Annotated in this window: 15 protein-coding genes, 2 tRNA genes and 1 rRNA gene; 11 read left to right on the top strand and 7 right to left on the bottom strand. The window is 43.4% G+C overall.

The window, feature by feature from the left end:
* Positions 1–84 precede the first annotated feature (84 nt).
* The 4 genes from rrf to nfsA all read left to right on the top strand — a co-directional run bounded on the left by rrf (position 85) and on the right by nfsA (position 1,743).
* Positions 85–200, top strand: a 5S ribosomal RNA gene (gene rrf, locus OCU30_RS09600).
* A 94-nt stretch (positions 201–294) separates the two neighbouring features.
* A tRNA-Asp gene (locus OCU30_RS09595) sits at positions 295–371 on the top strand.
* A gap of 8 nt (positions 372–379) precedes the next feature.
* A tRNA-Trp gene (locus OCU30_RS09590) sits at positions 380–456 on the top strand.
* A gap of 564 nt (positions 457–1,020) precedes the next feature.
* Complete coding sequence (gene nfsA, locus OCU30_RS09585; RefSeq protein ID WP_077315578.1) at positions 1,021–1,743, top strand: oxygen-insensitive NADPH nitroreductase; 723 nt, start codon at positions 1,021–1,023, stop codon at positions 1,741–1,743.
* A gap of 42 nt (positions 1,744–1,785) precedes the next feature.
* Here the strand turns inward: nfsA and OCU30_RS09580 are convergent, their stop codons facing one another.
* From OCU30_RS09580 to rdgC, 4 genes are all read right to left on the bottom strand, one after another.
* Positions 1,786–2,703: a phosphatidylinositol-specific phospholipase C gene (locus OCU30_RS09580; protein WP_159439154.1), complete on the bottom strand. Its 918-nt coding sequence runs from the start codon at positions 2,701–2,703 to the stop codon at positions 1,786–1,788.
* Between the two features lie 183 nt (positions 2,704–2,886).
* Positions 2,887–3,141, bottom strand: a complete 255-nt coding sequence (locus OCU30_RS09575; protein ID WP_077315576.1) for a YfhL family 4Fe-4S dicluster ferredoxin — start codon at positions 3,139–3,141, stop codon at positions 2,887–2,889.
* Positions 3,142–3,143: 2 nt separating this feature from the next.
* Entirely contained in the window at positions 3,144–4,553 is a 1,410-nt protein-coding gene (trhP, locus tag OCU30_RS09570) for a prephenate-dependent tRNA uridine(34) hydroxylase TrhP (protein ID WP_077315575.1), read from the bottom strand.
* Between the two features lie 154 nt (positions 4,554–4,707).
* Complete coding sequence (rdgC, locus tag OCU30_RS09565; RefSeq protein WP_077315574.1) at positions 4,708–5,622, bottom strand: recombination-associated protein RdgC; 915 nt, start codon at positions 5,620–5,622, stop codon at positions 4,708–4,710.
* A 190-nt stretch (positions 5,623–5,812) separates the two neighbouring features.
* Here rdgC and phoB point away from each other — a divergent pair, with 190 nt between their 5' ends.
* The 3 genes from phoB to OCU30_RS09550 are packed head-to-tail and all read left to right on the top strand — an operon-like array spanning position 5,813 to position 8,810.
* Positions 5,813–6,502, top strand: coding sequence for a phosphate regulon transcriptional regulator PhoB (gene phoB / locus OCU30_RS09560; RefSeq protein ID WP_077315573.1), 690 nt, complete (start codon positions 5,813–5,815; stop codon positions 6,500–6,502).
* Positions 6,503–6,523: 21 nt separating this feature from the next.
* Entirely contained in the window at positions 6,524–7,837 is a 1,314-nt protein-coding gene (phoR, locus tag OCU30_RS09555) for a phosphate regulon sensor histidine kinase PhoR (RefSeq protein ID WP_077315572.1), read from the top strand.
* A gap of 19 nt (positions 7,838–7,856) precedes the next feature.
* Positions 7,857–8,810 (top strand): PstS family phosphate ABC transporter substrate-binding protein, encoded by a 954-nt coding sequence (locus OCU30_RS09550; protein ID WP_077315583.1) that lies wholly within the window; start codon positions 7,857–7,859, stop codon positions 8,808–8,810.
* Positions 8,811–8,820: 10 nt separating this feature from the next.
* Here OCU30_RS09550 and ppx read toward each other — a convergent pair whose 3' ends face one another.
* Together ppx and ppk1 are read right to left on the bottom strand one after the other, a co-directional pair.
* Positions 8,821–10,323, bottom strand: coding sequence for an exopolyphosphatase (gene ppx, locus OCU30_RS09545; RefSeq protein ID WP_077315571.1), 1,503 nt, complete (start codon positions 10,321–10,323; stop codon positions 8,821–8,823).
* On the bottom strand, positions 10,307–12,409 hold the full coding sequence (gene ppk1, locus OCU30_RS09540) for a polyphosphate kinase 1 (protein WP_077315570.1): 2,103 nt from the start codon (positions 12,407–12,409) through the stop codon (positions 10,307–10,309). Before ppk1 ends, ppx begins: the two co-directional genes overlap by 17 nt.
* Before the next feature lie 193 nt (positions 12,410–12,602).
* Between ppk1 and OCU30_RS09535 the strand changes: the two genes are divergently transcribed.
* From OCU30_RS09535 to phoU, 4 genes are read left to right on the top strand one after another with little or no spacing between them, the layout of a single operon-like run.
* Positions 12,603–14,801, top strand: coding sequence for an ABC transporter permease subunit (locus tag OCU30_RS09535; protein WP_077315569.1), 2,199 nt, complete (start codon positions 12,603–12,605; stop codon positions 14,799–14,801).
* Between the two features lie 12 nt (positions 14,802–14,813).
* Positions 14,814–16,460, top strand: coding sequence for a phosphate ABC transporter permease PstA (gene pstA / locus OCU30_RS09530; RefSeq protein ID WP_077315568.1), 1,647 nt, complete (start codon positions 14,814–14,816; stop codon positions 16,458–16,460).
* A 2-nt stretch (positions 16,461–16,462) separates the two neighbouring features.
* Positions 16,463–17,284, top strand: coding sequence for a phosphate ABC transporter ATP-binding protein PstB (pstB, locus tag OCU30_RS09525; RefSeq protein WP_077315567.1), 822 nt, complete (start codon positions 16,463–16,465; stop codon positions 17,282–17,284).
* 21 nt (positions 17,285–17,305) lie between these two features.
* Positions 17,306–18,007, top strand: coding sequence for a phosphate signaling complex protein PhoU (phoU, locus tag OCU30_RS09520; RefSeq protein WP_077315582.1), 702 nt, complete (start codon positions 17,306–17,308; stop codon positions 18,005–18,007).
* Between the two features lie 165 nt (positions 18,008–18,172).
* Here the strand turns inward: phoU and OCU30_RS09515 are convergent, their stop codons facing one another.
* On the bottom strand, positions 18,173–18,787 hold the full coding sequence (locus OCU30_RS09515; RefSeq protein ID WP_077315566.1) for a peroxiredoxin: 615 nt from the start codon (positions 18,785–18,787) through the stop codon (positions 18,173–18,175).
* Positions 18,788–18,856: the final 69 nt, after the last annotated feature.

Here is an 18,856-nt window from a genome sequence, read left to right as displayed (position 1 = left end):
GTGTGTGAGAACGGCTTTTAAAGCCACAAAAAACAGCTTTCCAGATTATTGTTATGGCCCTTGGGCGATAACAGAAAGAATTTGCTTGGCGACCATAGCATTTTGGACCCACCTGATCCCATGCCGAACTCAGCAGTGAAACGAAATAGCGCCGATGGTAGTGTGGGGTTTCCCCATGTGAGAGTAGGTCATCGCCAGGCTTTAATCCTTGTCTTCAGATGTTAAATATCTAAAGACAAAACTAAAGATATAGCATTGTTTTTGTAAGACTTATCTTTAGATACTGAACATAGCGGAGCGGTAGTTCAGCTGGTTAGAATACCGGCCTGTCACGCCGGGGGTCGCGGGTTCGAATCCCGTCCGTTCCGCCATTTATTTTAGGGGTGTAGCTCCAATTGGCAGAGCAGCGGATTCCAAATCCGCGTGTTGGGAGTTCGAATCTCTCCACCCCTGCCATATCAATAAGCCTCAGTCGCAAGACTGGGGCTTTTTTGTTTGTTGTTTCTTATCGATTGATTTGTAGAAAAGCGCAGCGGATTCGCTTTCCATAAGCCCGTGCGTGTTGGGTGTTTGAATCTCTCCACCCCTGCCATATAAAATAGCCTCAGTCGTAAGACTGGGGCTTTTTTGTTTGTTGTTTCTTATCGATTGAGTTGTAGAAAAGCGCAGCGGATTCGCTTTCCATAAGCCCGTGCGTGTTGGGAGTTCGAATCTCTCCACCCCTGCCATATAAAATAGCCTCAGTCGCAAGACTGGGGCTTTTTACGTCTGTAGCTAAGGCTATAGATGAGGGGAGATTTGTATAGAAGCGCAGCGGATTCGCTCTTGGTAAGTTGATCTTGTTAGACGTTTGGGAGGAATGTCTGTGGTTAATGCATGGTGATGCAGTAGATTTTATTCGTTGAATGTTCGTTCAAAATATTCTCGAAGGGCTTATCGTTAACTGGTACTCTGTTAAGTCGAGCTGTGGCACATAATGTGTCAGCTCATAATCATTGATATTACGATAGAGGAGCTGCTATGAACTCAGTAGTTAACACGATACAAGCCCACCGTTCTATTCGAGCATTTACAGAACAACCTATTAGTAAAGAGCAACTCGACTCGATTATAGAAAGTGGTTTAGCGGCGTCCACATCGAGTTTATTACAAACCGTATCTATAGTCAGAGTCACGGACCCTGCGAAGCGTAAAGCGCTAGCAGAATTAGCAGGCCCACAACCTTGGATTGAAGCTGCCGCTGAATTCTTGGTGTTTTTCATTGACTACCAACGTCACCATGAAATTAGTGATCAAGTGAAGTCTGAATATACTGAGCTAACCCTTATTGGTGCTGTAGATGCAGGTATTATGGCGCAAAATTGCTTATTAGCGGCCGAGTCTATGGGGCTTGGCGGTGTGTATATCGGTGGACTACGTAATGATCCAGCTCGTGTTGATGACATTCTAGGCCTGCCAGAAAACAGCGCGACTTTATTTGGGATGTGTTTAGGACATCCGGCGCAAGATCCGCAGAAGAAGCCTCGTTTACCGGCCAGTGTTATTGTACATGAAGATCAGTATCAACCACTGGATCATCAAGCGATTGCAGACTATGACCAAGTGATGTTGGATTATTATGCCACACGTTCTGGTAATACTAAGCAACAAGGATGGTCTGAGCAAATCACCAATACATTAAGTAAAGAGTCACGTCCGTATATGCAAAGCTATTTGCATAGTAAAGGGCTGAATAAAAAATAGAGGATAAGGTGCCAGTATGAGACTGGCACTTTTATTTTCCATTTAGGGCAAATATGCCTTTAATTCAGCTTGGCTAAGTGCGGCGCTAGAAAAATCAGAGATGATCACGCCATGGGATTGTTTTTGTCCTTTGCGCTCATTGAAATAGTTGAGCAATCGCTGGTTAATATCATTAGAGACTTTTGGAATGTTAGGTATTCCTAACGTTGGTGAGTAGCCGCTAGAAAAGTTCAATGTTAAGACTCCCGGTGACTGTGCTGCATTATCTAAGTTTTGTTTAATAACTGACCATTTATTGTTATTGGTTGAGCTTTTGACTTTATAACTGTCTTGTACGTGAATCTTCACCCCTTTACTTTCCTGCGTATTAAAAGAAGTATTATCTTCCCAATACGTCATATCTATTCCACCAGATGTATAGAAAGAACCCGCAAAGCGACGGAGCAGAACAATTTTACCACGGGCTTGCCCCATCGTAGGTAAATAGCTATGACCCCACCAAAAATTGCGATAAGCAGGGCGGTTTTTATAGTCCACGAAGGTTTGCTCAAAACTGTGTGTATTACCCGTAGCATCGTATTCTTCTTTGACTTGCATGAGCACGGTTTCACTGGGATGCAGGTTCAAGAAATCCGTCACTTGCTGCATAACGTCATCAAAATTTAAGTGTTGGTAGATGGACCCGTGGTGAACCAGCAACGAGTCTTGATAATGGCGTAAGCGAATATCGAGGTAGCGAACACCATTATCCAATTGCTGAGCGATAGTGGTATTTTGAGTTTTAGCAATACCAGGCAAAGGTTCATGTGTTGCACCAGAGTCATGGGTGCCAGGAATGGTCATAGCGGTGAGTTGTGTATCATCACTAACGGTGTTCATCCAATCGGCCAACGGAGCCGCTTGGGCGTTAAATGCAGTGCAAGCCCCTGTTAACAGGGCAATATTGATTAATAATTTCATTAATAGCCTACTTATTCGTCCATAATATAATGCAATTATTTGCATTGCTTATTAGCTTATATAGACAAGTAGGTCCTTCAATGACAAAGCGGTTGCAAACGTATTTTTTGGAATACATTCTTGTTTTTTTTTGCAACAGAATAAAAAAAGCCTGACGTTAGTCAGGCTTTTAATCGAGATGGGCTAAGCAAGGCCTTGAATAATTACAAACTTTTCAAGGAGCTGTTCTTCTGTCTCAATATTATTAGGGTCGGTAACTATGCACTTATTGATCGGACAGACCGACTGGCACGTCGGCACTTCATAATGACCTTTACACTCGGTACATAGGTCGGGATCGATTTCATAAATCTCATCCCCTAAGTAAATCGCACCGTTAGGGCATTCGGGTTCGCACATGTCACAGTTGGTGCACTTTCCCGTGATCAATAAAGCCATGGTTATTTTCCTACTGGGTTACGCGTATCTTGACCGCCACCTAGGTTACGCATCAACAGTGCATAGTCTAAGTTCATATCTTCAGGCATAGGGATAAACACAAAGTGTCCATTGCCTTTTGCATCATCAACAGCTTGGCTTTTACGGTTTTCCATCATTTCAAGAGTGAATACAACATTACCATTTGGCGTCATAAGCTCGAGGCTATCACCAACAAGAAATTTGTTTTTCACCTCGACTTCTGCCAATGCGCCGCGACGCTTACCTGTGAATTCACCGACAAATTGTTGAGTCTCAGAGACAGAGTAGCCATTATTATAGTTTTGGTAGTTATCATGGGTATGACGACGTAAAAAACCTTCTGTATAGCCACGATGCGCTAAATTCTCTAGTGTTGACATGAGTGACTCATCAAACGGCTTACCCGCAACGGCATCGTCGATCGCTTTGCGGTAGACTTGGGCAGTACGTGCACAGTAGTAGAATGATTTGGTACGGCCTTCAATTTTTAATGAATGGATACCCATCTTGGTCATGCGTTCTACGTGTTGAATCGCACGTAAATCTTTTGAATTCATGATGTAGGTGCCGTGCTCATCTTCATAAGCGGCCATTTTTTCATCGGGTTTATGGCTTTCAGATAATAACACTACGTCATCGGTAGGTTTGCCTAGACCAATCGCCGAATCTGGACGTTCATTTTTGACTTCAATGGCTTGAGTGTCGACATCTTTTTTAGGATCAAAAGCTTCAACAATTTGACCGGATTCGTTTTCGGTGCCTTTTTCGACTTTATATTCCCAACGGCAAGCATTAGTACACGTCCCTTGGTTAGGATCGCGCTTATTCATGTAACCTGAAAGTAAGCAGCGGCCAGAATAAGCCATACATAATGCACCGTGTACAAATACTTCAATCTCAGTATCAGGACAGTTTTCACGAATTTCTTCGATCTCTTCTAACGATAATTCACGAGACACGATAACACGCTCAACACCATTGGCAGCCCAAAACTTTACGGTTGCCCAGTTAACGGCATTAGCTTGTACGGACAAATGGATAACAGTGTCTGGAAACGCTTCTCGCACCATCATAATCAGTCCTGGATCGGACATGATCAAAGCATCTGGCCCCATATCGACAACGGGTTTGAGATCGCGAATAAAGGTTTTTAGTTTTGAGTTGTGTGGCTGGATATTACATACCACATAGAACTTCTTGCCTTGAGCATGAGCTTCATCAATGCCGATTTTGAGGTTTTCATGATTGAACTCGTTATTACGCACACGAAGACTATAACGAGGTTGGCCGGCATAAACGGCATCGGCGCCATATGCAAAGGCATAGCGCATGTTTTTAAGGCTACCAGCTGGTGATAGCAGTTCAGGGACGAAAGTGCTGGATGTTGTCATGGTTTGTATTCTCAATCTGATTTCAAGTCAGGCTAATACCACCTGATGGTATTAGGTAGGGGCGCAGATTTTACGTCAAATCGAGCGATATGAATAGAGATCACAAAAGAAAAACCACTCTATTTATATGGAAAATAGAGTGGTCAGTAGTTATTTAATGCTGAGTATCAGAAAATCCACCCAGTGCATCAAATAAATTGGGTAAGAATGCGCCTAATTCACCACACATAAGCGAAAAATCGGCATCAAAACGCGCCGCTTGGTCTTCACGTGGAATGTCTTCATTTTCATCTTTTAATTCATCGCTAAAGCCCAGACGCTTAATGCTGCAATCATCACTAAGTACAAAGCTAATACGATCTTGCCAGTTGAGCGCCAGCTTGGTGACGACTTTATTGTGTTCAATATGGCTCAAGATCTCTTCGCTGGTTAACTCTTGTTTTTTACAACGAAGCACCGCGCCATCTTCGAGTAATGAACGGAGCTCAGCTTCATCCATTAACGAAAAGCCTTGTGGAAGTTGACCTTTTTGTACCCATTCCGTTAGCGTAGTTTCAATCGGAGTTTCAGGAATCGCGGGTACAACCGGTAAACTTCCCATTGTTTTACGTAATAATGCCAGTACATCTTCTGCTTTCTTATAGCTACTGGCGTCCACTAAAATTAACCCTTGGCTTGGCATAATCAATACATAGGTGTATTGGCTGCGAGGGAACGCACGTGGCAGTAAATCAATCACAATATCTTCTTTGATATTGTCTTTTTCTTTTTTCTTCAGTGGGCGACCTTCTTGCTGCTCGATGGTTTCGACTTTTTCAGCAAGTGATTCTTTAATCACAGATGCTGGCAGCATTTTTTCTTCTTTCTTGGCACACAGGAGAATACGATCATCACTCACGTGAGTCATCATGTCGCCTTGCTTACCCATGGCATGAACCCAGCCAAATTTTTGTTTATCTTGGCTGCCGCACGGCGTGAAGCGAAATTCGTTCAGTTGTTGTTCTAGCTTGTCAGCATTGAAAGTTACATCACGGTTGACGCGATAAACCATACAGTTTTTAAACCACATATCTCTTTTTTCCTTATCCGAAAGTTCACCATAATAGGGCATTTCATAGCGCTTGTCTTAAGCAATTTAATCGCGATAATGGTGAACAACGCGAGAAACTTATATGAAAATTTCTTTGCAAAGGTCACAAAAGTGTCATAATTATTATTGATAATGCCTACAGTTGATAATAAGCAAAGGTTATTCAATTATGACTAGAAGGATTCTAGTAGTTGAGGATGAAGCTCCAATACGTGAAATGCTCTGTTTTGTTCTTGAACAAAAAGGTTACCAAGCCGTAGAAGCTGAAGATTACGACACGGCAGTCAGTAAACTCTGTGAACCTTTTCCTGATCTAGTATTACTAGATTGGATGCTCCCCGGTGGTAGTGGTATCAACTTCATAAAACATATGAAGCGTGAAGAACTAACGAAGAATATTCCGGTTGTGATGCTCACAGCTCGTGGTGAAGAAGAAGATAAAGTTCGTGGACTTGAAGTCGGAGCGGATGACTACATCACTAAACCTTTCTCACCTAAAGAATTGGTCGCGCGCTTAAAAGCGGTGATTCGTCGTGTTACCCCAACCGCGTTAGAAGATGTGATTGATGTACAAGGTTTGAAGCTGGATCCTGTGTCGCACCGTGTCACATCAGAAGAAGCGCCGCTTGATATGGGGCCAACCGAGTTTAAAATGTTGCACTTTTTCATGACCCATCAAGAGCGCGTGTATAGCCGTGAACAGCTTTTGAATAACGTCTGGGGCACAAATGTCTATGTTGAAGATCGTACCGTTGATGTTCATATTCGACGTCTACGTAAAGCGCTAGAGAGTGTCGGTCATGATAAATTGATTCAAACAGTACGTGGTGCGGGTTACCGTTTCTCTACTCGAGCTTAAATAAGGTACCGACTTAGACCTATGGCTGAACGATTAACTTGGAAAAAGCTGGCTTGGGAGCTGGCTTTTTTTTACTTACCTTGGATTATCACTGGATGCATCTTTGGGCACCTCTCTTGGTTATTGTTTACGGCAACTGCACTGCAGTTGTTGTGGCACCTCTATAATCAAATTCGCCTATCTTCTTGGTTGTGGGATGAAAAACGCTTATCGCCACCTTCAGGATCCGGTCAGTGGGAATCGCTATTTAATGGGATGTATCGATTACAGCAGCGACAACGTAAGAAGAGACGTGAACTAAGTAACTTGATTCGTCGTTTCCGCAATGGTGCCGAATCTTTACCTGATGCGGTCGTGGTTTTTCGCTCCGAAGGTAATATCGTATGGTGTAACCGTTTGGCGCAGCATCTATTAGGGTTTCAGTGGCCAGATGATAATGGTCAGCCGATTGCCAACTTAATTCGCTCTCCCGATTTTATTAAATACCTTAAAAAAGCCGATTTTACCGATCCATTAGAAATTCGTTCCCCACTAAACGTTGAACGCTCATTAGAATTACGGATTGTGCCCTACACCGATGGTGAGCATTTGATGGTGGTACGTGACGTTACGCAATTAAAGCAATTGGAAGGCATGCGTCGTAATTTCTTTGCCAATGTATCTCATGAGCTGCGTACGCCAATGACGGTGTTACAAGGGTATTTAGAAATGACTGAAGACCCAGATATGGTGGTAGGGCCTATGTGGCCCAAAGCTCATGGTGTTATGACCGAACAGTTATCGCGGATGAATAGTTTAGTTAATCAGCTACTCACATTGTCGAAAATTGAGGCCGCGCCCAAGCATGAGTTGGAAGAAACCGTTAATGTACCGGGCATGCTAGAAGTGCTTGAAAAAGAAGCGCAAAGCCTAAGTGGTGATGGCGCACATCAACTGAATTTTGAGATCGATAAACAGTTAACAGTGCTCGGAGATGAAGACCAACTGCGTAGTGCGATTTCTAACTTAGTGTACAATGCCGTGAAGTACACTCCTGATGGCTCAACCATCACAGTACGCTGGTTCTCCAGTATTCAGGGCGCACACTTGCAAGTTATTGATACCGGCGATGGTATTGAACCTCAGCATTTACATCGTTTGACGGAACGCTTTTATCGTGTCGATAAAGCCCGCTCTCGTGATACCGGAGGCAGCGGCTTAGGTTTAGCGATTGTAAAGCATGCTTTGTCACATCATGAATCGCGCTTAGAAATTCAAAGTAAAGTCGGAGAAGGGAGCCAGTTCTCCTTTGTTCTTCCAACTCGATTGGTGGTAAACCTTGATCCAACGACGTAATTATCATATCCGCGTGACTATGGCTCTGCTAGTTGTTATGGCTTTGTCCTTGGCTTCTTCTGTGTGGGCAAAGGATAAGGTCGTTTTACCTCAGTATCAAAAGAGTATCGGTGTGACGGGCAGCCTTACTAGTGTGGGGTCGGACACCTTAGCAGGCCTAACTACTTTGTGGGTTGAAGACTTTAAAGAGATTTATCCGAATGTGGATGTACAAGTACAAGCCTCTGGTTCGGCAACGGCGCCGCCAGCACTAACCGAAGGTACCGCACAAATAGGGCCGATGAGCCGCCCAATGCGCTCGCGAGAAATTGATGGCTTTGAACGTGAACATGGCTACAAACCTGTCGAGCTCAAGATTGCCATTGACGCAATTGGGGTGTTTGTACAAAAAGACAACCCGATTAAAGGCCTCAACTTTACTCAGCTCGATAGTATTTTTTCTGAAACGTTAAATTGTGGCGCGACTAAAAAAATCAATACTTGGGCTGAATTGGGATTATCTCAGCGCTGGGCAAAGCGTGGCATTCAATTGTTTGGTCGTAATTCCGTATCGGGAACCTACGGCTACTTTAAAAAAGTCGCGTTATGTCGTGGTGACTTTAAACGCAACGTAAATGAACAGCCAGGTTCGGCATCTGTTGTGCAATCGGTGGCATCATCGATTAATACCATTGGCTATTCAGGAATAGGCTATCGTGTATCGGGTGTTAAATTACTGCCGATAGCAAAAGAAGGCACCGATTATGTCGCGCCGACTAAAGAGAATATTTTCTCCGATCGCTATCCATTATCACGCTACGTCTATGTTTACGTAAATAAGAATCCACTCAAACCTCTTGCCCCGATTGAACGAGAGTTCATCCGTTTTATATTTTCTCGGCAAGGTCAAGCGTTGGTACAGCGCGAAGGATACCTTCCTCTGCCAGCACAGCAAGCAGAGGAAGAACTTGCGAAAGTTGGATTAACGCCTTAATCATGATGGCTTAAAAGACTAACTCCCAGCCGATTTGATCCCAATATTGTTGTTCGGTTTGTAAATCGGCATGTAGCAGCAAGTTATTTTCTAACCAGTTCTCATCAGCACAAGTTAAATGCCATGCATCGTCGTGGATAGATAAGTAGAGTTCGGGTAAGACTTCTTCGTGACGTTGGCTGTTAACGACAATCGCGAGACGTAAAATACGAATTAAGCCCAGAATGTGTTTTTTCTTAAAGAGTGCAAAATTACTCAATTCATTGAGCTTGAGCGCTTTACGCTGAAAGCGGGCTAAGGTCGCAAGAACTTGTTGTTGTTCACGGTTAAACCCTGCCATATTGGTGTAGGTAAGAATGTATGCTGAGTGACGGTGGAAGGCTTGATAGCTGATATTCAAACCGACTTCATGGAGCAAAGCACTCCATTCGAGTAATGCGGGTAACTCTGAACTGGATTTTATTCCGATATCACCACCGACTTGATCTAAAAAGTCGCGAGCATAACTTTTTACTTTCGCGGCATGCTCTAAATCGACAGCATGTTTATCTGCCAACGCTTCTGTAGTGCGCAGGCGAATATCACTGTATTTGAAGCGATCTTCCATTTCATACAGCAAACCTTCACGTAATGCGCCATCGGAAAAATGCATTTCTTTAATATGCAGATCGCGAAAAATCGCCGCCATGATCGCCACACCTGCGGCAAATACTGGTTTACGATCGTCACTTAAGCCATCAAGTTCAATGTCATCAATAGTGCGCCATGTACATAACCGCTCGATTAACTCTTCTAAACGTGGTGCGGTAATGATGCCATCTTCATGCCCCAAGCCAATAAGGACATCTTTAATGGCTTTCGCGGTACCAGAAGAACCAAATGCGACTTTCCAGCTTGCTTTACGATAAGTGTGTGCCAGAGACTCTAAACGTTGTTGCGCCGCTAAAATGGCTTGTGCAAAGTTCTTTTTCGATAGCTTATTATTTGTAAAAAAACGTTGGGTATAGCTAACACATCCCATTTGTTTGCTGTTCACATGGGTGGGTGCAAAACCTTGACCAATGATCATCTCGGTACTGCCGCCACCAATATCCACCACGAGCATCGCATCATCAGACGTGGGCTGAGTATGAGCAACCCCCAGAAAGATTAAGCGCGCTTCTTCTATCCCGGCGATGACTTCGATAGGAAAGGGTAAAATCTTCCGGGCTCTTTCAATAAACGTTCTTGAATTAGTGGCTTGCCTTAGGGTATGGGTTGCAGCAATCCGCACATTATCTGGCGCAAAATCTTGAATACGTTCGGCAAACATAGCAAGGCAATCTAGTGCTCTTTGCATGGCTTCTTCACTGAGATTTTTGTCTTCATCCAGACCTGCCGCAAGATGAACACGCTGTTTATGGCGGCTCACAATTTGTAAATCTTTATCAATGACTTTAGCCACGACCATGTGAAAGCTATTGGAACCAAGGTCTAGAGCGGCGATATCACGAGAATCATTCGTTAAATTCATGTTTTCTCACTTCGCTTATCCGTTTACGAGTTTGTTTTTCCATATTTTTAAGATAATCGTAAATTGCGCTTTGTGAGCGAATTTTCTTCCGATTTCCACGCTCAACATAACGGTTACTCATTTCTTTATCAATCACACGCGCTTTGACGGTATCGGTGAGCTGAATATTAAAAATATCAATGATGCGTTTTTTGAGCCGTTCATCGCGAATAGGAGCGGAGACTTCAATGCGGTAATCAATGTTTCGTGTCATCCAATCGGCGGACGATATCCACACTTGTGGATCCCCATTATTGTGAGTGATCAACACACGTGGGTGCTCTAAGAAACGATCGACAATACTAATGATTTTGATGTTATCGCTAATCCCTTGCACTCCCGGCACTAAAGAACACATGCCGCGAATAATCATATCTATTTTTACACCGGCTGAGCTGGCACCATAAAGTTTGTTAATTAACCCTTTATCGACCAAATTATTGACTTTGATTTTCATCGCAGCAGGTAATCCGGCACGAGCATTGGCGATTTCATTATCAATAATACGGTAAAGCTGTTTACGCGAGTTACGCGGAGACACAATTAAATGGTTAAATGTGACTGGTCGATAGGGGTTTTCAATATATGAGAATACATGGCGGACTTCTTCGGTAAGATCTTTATCTGCGGTGAGTAACGCAAAGTCGGTGTAGATACGTGCCGTTTTCTCATGGAAATTACCTGTGCCAATATGAGCATAACGATTGATTTCACTGCCTTCTTTACGCGCAATGAGCAGTAACTTAGAGTGAATTTTCATGCCAGGTACGCCAAAAATGACCTGAACGCCTGCATCAGTAAGGATTTTCGACCAACTGATATTGGCTTCTTCATCAAAACGCGCTTGCAGTTCCACTACCACCACCACCCGCTTACCATTATGCACGGCATCGATTAACGAATTCATTAATCGCGAATCTTTGGCGACGCGATAGATATTGATCTTGATACTGATAACTTTGGGATCAAAAGATGCCTGACGGACTAACTCCGAGATATGTTCGAACTGATGATAAGGGTAATGCAGCAAAATATCTTTATCTTTAATGGCATCAAAGGCGTTTAAGTGGCCTTCAAAATCCGCACAGCGTAAAGGTGGTTGTGGTTTATTTTCTAAATACGCACGGCCAAGGTTAGGAAAGCCAATGAAATCTTTGAAATTGTGATAACGGCTCCCAGGAAGTAAACTATCATAATCAGAAATTTGCATTTTATGACACAGGAACTGCAGCATATCGTCGGGCATCTCGCGTTCGTAAACAAAACGGACTGGCATGGCGGTCAGCCTTTGCTCTAATCCTTCGGATAGCTGTTCTAATAAACTGTATTCGACTTCATGACTGAGATCGTATTCGGCATCACGCGTCATTTTCATCGCGTACCCATTAAGCTCATCGTAGTCAAAAAAGCCACGAAAAATATCGTCTAAACAGAAACGAATAACGTTATCGAGCAAAATAATGGTTTTACGGCGTTTTCCTTTCGCTTCAGGAAGCTGTATAAAGCGAGGCAAGTGATCGGTAGGAATTTCAACTAACGCATATTGAGAGTGATGATTTTGTTGTAATTCGACGGCGATATACGCGTATTCGTCTTTAAGAAATTGCAGAACATCGATGTCATCATCCATGAGAAGAGGGGTGATATGTGGTAGAACATGATCACGAAAATAATCGGTTAACCAAAGCTTCTGATGATCATCAAGCTGAGTTTCATTTACTAAAAAAATACGGCGCCTGGCCATTTCAAGAATCAATTCGTTGTACAGATTATCGAACTCTTGGCTTAGTTTATACGCCTTATTTTGCATTTGTGCGAGCAAGTGCTTCGCTGGGTTATTGCCACCGCGTTCATTATTGATCAGAATACGGCGTTTCACATCAGCAAAACGAACTTTGTAGAATTCATCGAGGTTATTGGAAAAGATACCGAGAAAGCGGATGCGCTCAATTAAAGGGACTGTTTTATCTGCCGCTTCTTGCAGTACCCTCTCGTTAAAAGATAACCAACTAAGCTCTTTTTCTACGTAAAGCTTTTCTGCACTCATGAAATACCTTTTTCTGCCGATGGAAAGAAATTTTAGTTCATAGTCTGCAAACTAGTTTTTTTGTATGACATTTTTATTACATCGATTGCATATTTGACAAACAAGGGACTTTTTGCTGCTTTAACCAGCAATGTAATAAATTTGTCATTTAAACGACATATACTCCGTTAACGCTACCTAAGTTGAGAACCTCATGATACACACCGATTTTTCGTTAAATCAAAGAGACAAGCAAAGACGTTGGAAAGACCGTCTTGTGCGAGTTGGTGTGACTTTTGGAGGCGTCGGCGTTTTAGGCTTTCTTGTTCTCATGTTTGTCTATTTAGCTATGGTTGTTATGCCGTTGTTTAGTGGTGCGAAATTTACCCCTAATATTTACAAACAAACGCTGCCGATTGCCAATGTTTGGCACGTAGATCTTGATGATTACGGTAAGCACCTATTAACCGTGAGTCAGGCGGGGGAGGGTCAATTTTGGTCATTAACCTCTGATGAACCTAAGCCGCTGAAAAGTGTATCATTATTAAAAAAACCACAACAGCTGGTGGCGATGCCGTCGGATTATGCGTGGTTTGCTTTACTGGATAACCACGATCAGGTTGTCGTGGCTAAGCCAACCTTTCATTATCAGGTTACCAAGAATGGCCGTACGTTCAACCCTGGTTTTCAGCAGCATCGTTATGATTTGACGCCAGACTCAAAGTCGACCCAAATTACTCAATTTACATTTACTAAGACACCTGAGCTTGTCATGTTTGCAAGTTACCTATCGGATAACTCGTTACATGTGCGCTGGAAAAATGCAACGGATAAAAAGTTCACGAATTTTCAATTTCCAGCCGCGTTCGATGCGGTTGATCAGCTACTATTGACCCCCGATGGTAAAACGCTTTATGTACGTAACCACAATAACCTAATTGTCGCTGAACACAAAAAATCTCGCTTTGTGGTGAGGGAAATCGTCGATCTGACCAAGGCTCAGCCGAAGCGTCAAGTTACCGATGTCCGCTTACTCTCTGGAGCTTACTCATTACTTGTATCGTATGATAATGATGAAGTAAGCCAGTGGTTTGATGTATTAAAAGATCAAGTGCGTTCTTTGCACCATATTCGTGATTTTCACTTAGCAGCCCATAGCCAGTTTTTGTTACCGGATACCTTTAGCAAAGGGTTTTACAGTTTTCATCAAGATGGAACAGTACAAAACCACTTTACCACCAGTCATAAAACGTTATTTTCTGAAAAGGTGTTTGAGAAAGCGCCTAAGCTTGCGTCAATGACGAATAATGAACGTTATTTAGCGACCTATAGTGATAATCATGTGGTGTCAGTATCACGCATTAGTAATGATTACCCTGAGATTTCTTGGTCCTCACTGTGGGGAAAAGTTTGGTACGAGCATTACCCTGATCCGCAGTTTGTGTGGCAGTCTACGTCAGCCAGTGATAAATTCGAACCTAAATTCAGCTTAGTACCAATTGCATTTGGAACCTTAAAAGCGGCGGCTTATGCGATGCTTTTTGCGATTCCGATTGCGGTTTTTGGCGCGATTTATACCGCCTATTTCATGACGGCTAAGATGCGCCGTGTGGTTAAGCCGAGTATTGAGTTAATGGAAGCGTTGCCGACGGTGATTATTGGTTTTTTAGCCGGCCTGTGGTTCGCACCATTGGTTGAAAGAAACTTAGCCGCCATCATGTCTTTGATGCTCGCTCTACCGCTTACCACCATGATCGTGGGCTATTTCTGGTCCGTCATTATTCCTGAAAATATGCGTAAACGTATCCCCGGTGGTTGGCATGTGATTATTCTTATTCCGGCTATCGTACTCGTGACGTGGGCAACATTATCGCATAGTCAACTGCTCGAAATGTGGATGTTTAATGGCGATGCCCGTGTATTCCTTATGGAACACGGTATTGACTTCGATCAGCGTAATGCGCTGGTTGTTGGGTTTGCTATGGCCTTTGCTGTGATACCGACGATTTTTACCATTGCTGAAGATGCGGTGTTTTCTGTTCCCCGGCATTTATCCGATGGATCGCTCGCGTTGGGGGCTACGCCTTGGCAAACCTTAACAAGAGTGATTTTACTAACGGCGAGTCCTGGTATCTTTTCTGGGATTATGATGGGGTTAGGGCGCGCTGTCGGTGAAACCATGATCGTCTTAATGGCGACAGGTAATACGCCCATACTCAATTGGAACATTTTTGAAGGGATGAGAACCTTATCAGCAACGATCGCGGTAGAATTACCGGAATCGGAAATCGGCAGTTCGCATTACCGCGTATTATTTTTAGCGGCTTTATTGCTATTTACCTTTACGTTTGCAGTGAATTCGTTAGCGGAGTGGGTTCGCCAACGCTTACGTGCTCGTTATCGCATGTTATAAAAGGGGAACGAAGTGATCAACTGGATAAAATCCGGCGCCCCTTGGGTTTGGCTTACCGGCGGAGCAGTCAGTATTAGCTTGATCTCCGTGCTAGGATTGTTGCTATTAATTGGCTGGAAAGGATTAACCTATTTTTGGCCAGCTCCTTTGTATCAATGGCAAGATAATTCTGGTCATCGCCTGATTGGCCAGCTTTACGATCACGATGAAGTGCCACTCAGTCATTTGCATATTGATAAATTGCATTTAAGTAAAGCAATTAAGCAAAAGGGATCGGTCGAACGTCTGCACATTAAGATTGCGAATCGAGAACGTAATACCGCCGATTTTGTATCTGTTCTTGGTATCGATCTCTCCAAGCCCTCTCGGCCTAAAGATTGGGCGGTGATTGACCGTGAGCGCAATGGACAATTTTATGGTCGGCCGGTGCAATATGTATTAGCGAACGGACACACAACGGCTGATATTGGCCCGAATCTGCAACAAGGCATGCAGCAAGCGGCTGATATTCGGCGTAAAATTGATGATCTTATCCAACATAAAATAGGCGATTTAGGTCAAAAAATTGAACGCCTGCAACGGGAAAAACGCCGCTTACAGTTGAATGATCAATTTACTCCTAATCAGCAACGCGAAATTGAGTTAGAGAAAACGCGTTTGGACAACCAATTGTCTTTGGCGGAAAATCATGTGGATGAGTTGCGTAAACACCTCGGAATGCAGGCCTTAATTTTAGAAGATATGACTGGGCAGCGGGTGGCGATTCCGGTTAAACAGATTTTACGTTTTTGGTATCCAAATCAACTGACATGGACAGAAAAAGTCACACATTGGGCGAAAGGTGTGTGGCTGTTTTTATCGGAAAAGCCGCGCGAGTCGAACTCGGAAGGTGGGGTGTTTCCGGCGATATTTGGCACCATTTTATTGGTGTTACTTATGTCGATAGTAGTGATGCCATTAGGAATCGTCGCCGCTGTGTATTTACATGAATACGCAAAAGATAATGCTTTTACTCGTATGATTCGCGTGGCGGTGATTAACCTTGCCGGTGTACCGTCAATTGTTTATGGAGTATTTGGTCTGGGCTTTTTCGTCTACACCATTGGTGGGTCAATCGATAAACTTTTTTTTGCCGATCGTTTACCCGCCCCAACATTTGGTACACCAGGATTATTATGGTCGGCATTAACGTTAGCGGTATTAACCTTGCCCGTCGTCATTGTGGCTACCGAAGAAGGGTTAAGTCGTATCCCTTATTCGATTCGCCATGGCTCGCTTGCTTTAGGGGCTACACAGTTTGAAACGGTCTGGCGCATTGTGTTGCCGATGGCCAGTCCAGCGATGATCACAGGCTTAGTCTTAGCGGTGGCGCGCGCTGCCGGTGAAGTTGCGCCATTAATGTTGGTCGGTGTGGTAAAATTGGCCTCTAACTTACCCGTTGATGAGCAATTTCCGTATTTGCATTTAGAGCGTAAATTTATGCATTTGGGCTTTCATATTTATGATTTAGGTTTTCAAAGCCCCAATATAGAAGCCGCTCGACCATTGGTTTACGCGACGGCATTTTTATTGGTTGCGGTGATTATTACGTTAAACTTAACGGCAATCAGCATCCGTAATAACTTACGCGAAAAATTCAGAACCTTAGGACAGGATTAAGCATGTATTCAGTCAATCAGACATTAGGCTATGAGCTTCCTTTGGACGTCAATAACCTTGATGACGAGCAAACTTCGATAGAAATTGAGAATTTGAGTCTTTATTACGATAAGCAGTATCAAGCGTTAAAAGAGATATCAATGCGTATTCCCAAGGGCAATGTGACGTCTTTTATTGGCCCGTCTGGATGTGGTAAATCCACACTGTTACGTTGTATTAATCGTATGAACGATTTGGTTGAAGATTGTCATATTGAAGGTCAGGTCAAGCTACATGGTAAAAACGTTTATCAGCATGATGTTGATGTACCGACGTTACGTCGCCGTATCGGTATGGTGTTCCAGCGTCCCAATCCTTTTCCTAAATCGATTTATGAAAATGTAGTGTATGGACTACGTTTACAAGGGATTAAAAATAGTCGGGCGTTAGATGATGCCGCCGAACATGCGCTGCGCTCAGCAGCGCTCTGGGATGAAGTTAAAAATCGATTGCATGAAAATGCATTTGGCCTTTCTGGCGGTCAGCAGCAACGCTTGGTGATCGCGAGAGCGATAGCTATCGAACCTGAGGTACTGTTGCTTGATGAACCTACCTCAGCATTGGACCCGATATCAACGTTAACGATTGAAGAGCTTATTCATGAATTAAAACAAAAATATACCGTCATCATGGTGACGCATAATATGCAGCAAGCGGCGCGGGTCAGTGATTATACGGCATTTATTCATATGGGCTCACTGGTTGAATATGCAGATACGGATACGATCTTTACATCGCCAACCAAAAAACAAACCGAAGATTACATAACGGGGCGTTATGGCTAAAATAGGCAGAAACCACCAATGATGCAATTAGGTCGACACATCTCAGGGCAATTCAATGCAGAGCTAGAGTCTATTCGTACGCATTTATTAACGATGGGCGGGCTGGTGGAACAGCAGCTTTCTTATGCCATGCATGCTTTACATAAAGACGATATTGAACTGGCACGTAAAGTAGTGCGCGATGATCATAAAGTGAATGCGATGGAAGTATCGATTGATGAGGCTTGCACGCGTATTATTGCCAAGAGGCAACCAACGGCCAAAGATTTGCGTCTTATCATGTCGATCATCAAGACAATTACAGATTTAGAGCGTATTGGTGATGTTGCAACAAAAATGGCGTATATCACTATTGAGAGTAGTACGGTTAAAGAGCGCACGTTTCAGGCCGCATTAGAGCCATTGTGCCGCTCTGCAATTGAAATGCTCCATCAAGTTCTCGATGCGTTTGCTCGTATGGACTTAGAAGCTGCAGTCCGCATTTATAAGTTGGATGATAAACTCGATAATGAAGTCGAGAGCGTGATTGCGAGCCTGACGACATCCATGATAGAAGATAGCGATAATATCCCCAATATTCTTACTGTCATGTGGTCGGCGAGGGCGATTGAGCGCATTGGCGATCGCTGCCAAAATATTTGTGAATATATTATTTATTTCGTTAAAGGTAAGGATGTAAGACACATCGACGAGCATACGATAGATGAAGCGGTTGAGGATTAACGTTGTTTGCTGATTCAAACCCCTGTTTTTATTACATCAATAGTCTATCTCTAACCTATAAAAAAATCCCAGCCTAGGCTGGGATTTTTATTGATGATGACTTTTTAACAGCGGCACTGACTGAGTCAGTGCCATGTCCCTTAAGCGTACTTAAGGCAAAGTAATTTATTTTTTGTCTAGATCTGAAGAGTGCTCAGAAAGGTAAGCTGCAACACCGTCTGTAGACGCTTGCATACCTGATTTACCTTTTTCCCACTGTGCAGGACATACTTCGCCGTGCTCTTGGTGGAAAGAGAGTGCATCTACCATACGTAGCATTTCGTCAATGTTACGACCTAGTGGGCCGTCGTTCACAACTTGGTGACGAACAACACCGTCTTCGTCGATTAGGAAAGAACCACGTAGTGCGATGCCAGGGCCGTTTGGATCAGCAACGTCAAACGCGTTAACAACTTCATGCGTTGTGTCTGCAACTAGTGGGTAGTTAACTTCACCGATACCACCGTTGTCTACAGACGTTTTACGCCATGCATTGTGTGAGAATACAGAGTCGATAGAAACACCGATCACTTCACAACCTTTTTCTTGGAAGTCAGCTAGACGTTTGTCGAATGCGATGATTTCTGATGGGCAAACGAAAGTGAAGTCTAGTGGGTAGAAGAATAGAACAGCTTTCTTACCTTTAATGAATTCAGAAAGGTTGAAGTTATCAACGATTTCACCGTTACCTAGAACTGCTCCAGCGGTAAAATCAGGGGCTTTGCGACCAACTAGTACCATTTTTATTGCTCCTAAATATAGCATTATGTGTGAGCCCAAACAGTGTGTTTGGGTCATTCCGTGTAACTA

Origin of the sequence: Vibrio palustris, assembly GCF_024346995.1 — a bacterium.
Classification (GTDB): Bacteria; Pseudomonadota; Gammaproteobacteria; order Enterobacterales; family Vibrionaceae; genus Vibrio; species Vibrio palustris.
This window is presented reverse-complemented; position numbering and strand designations above follow the sequence as displayed.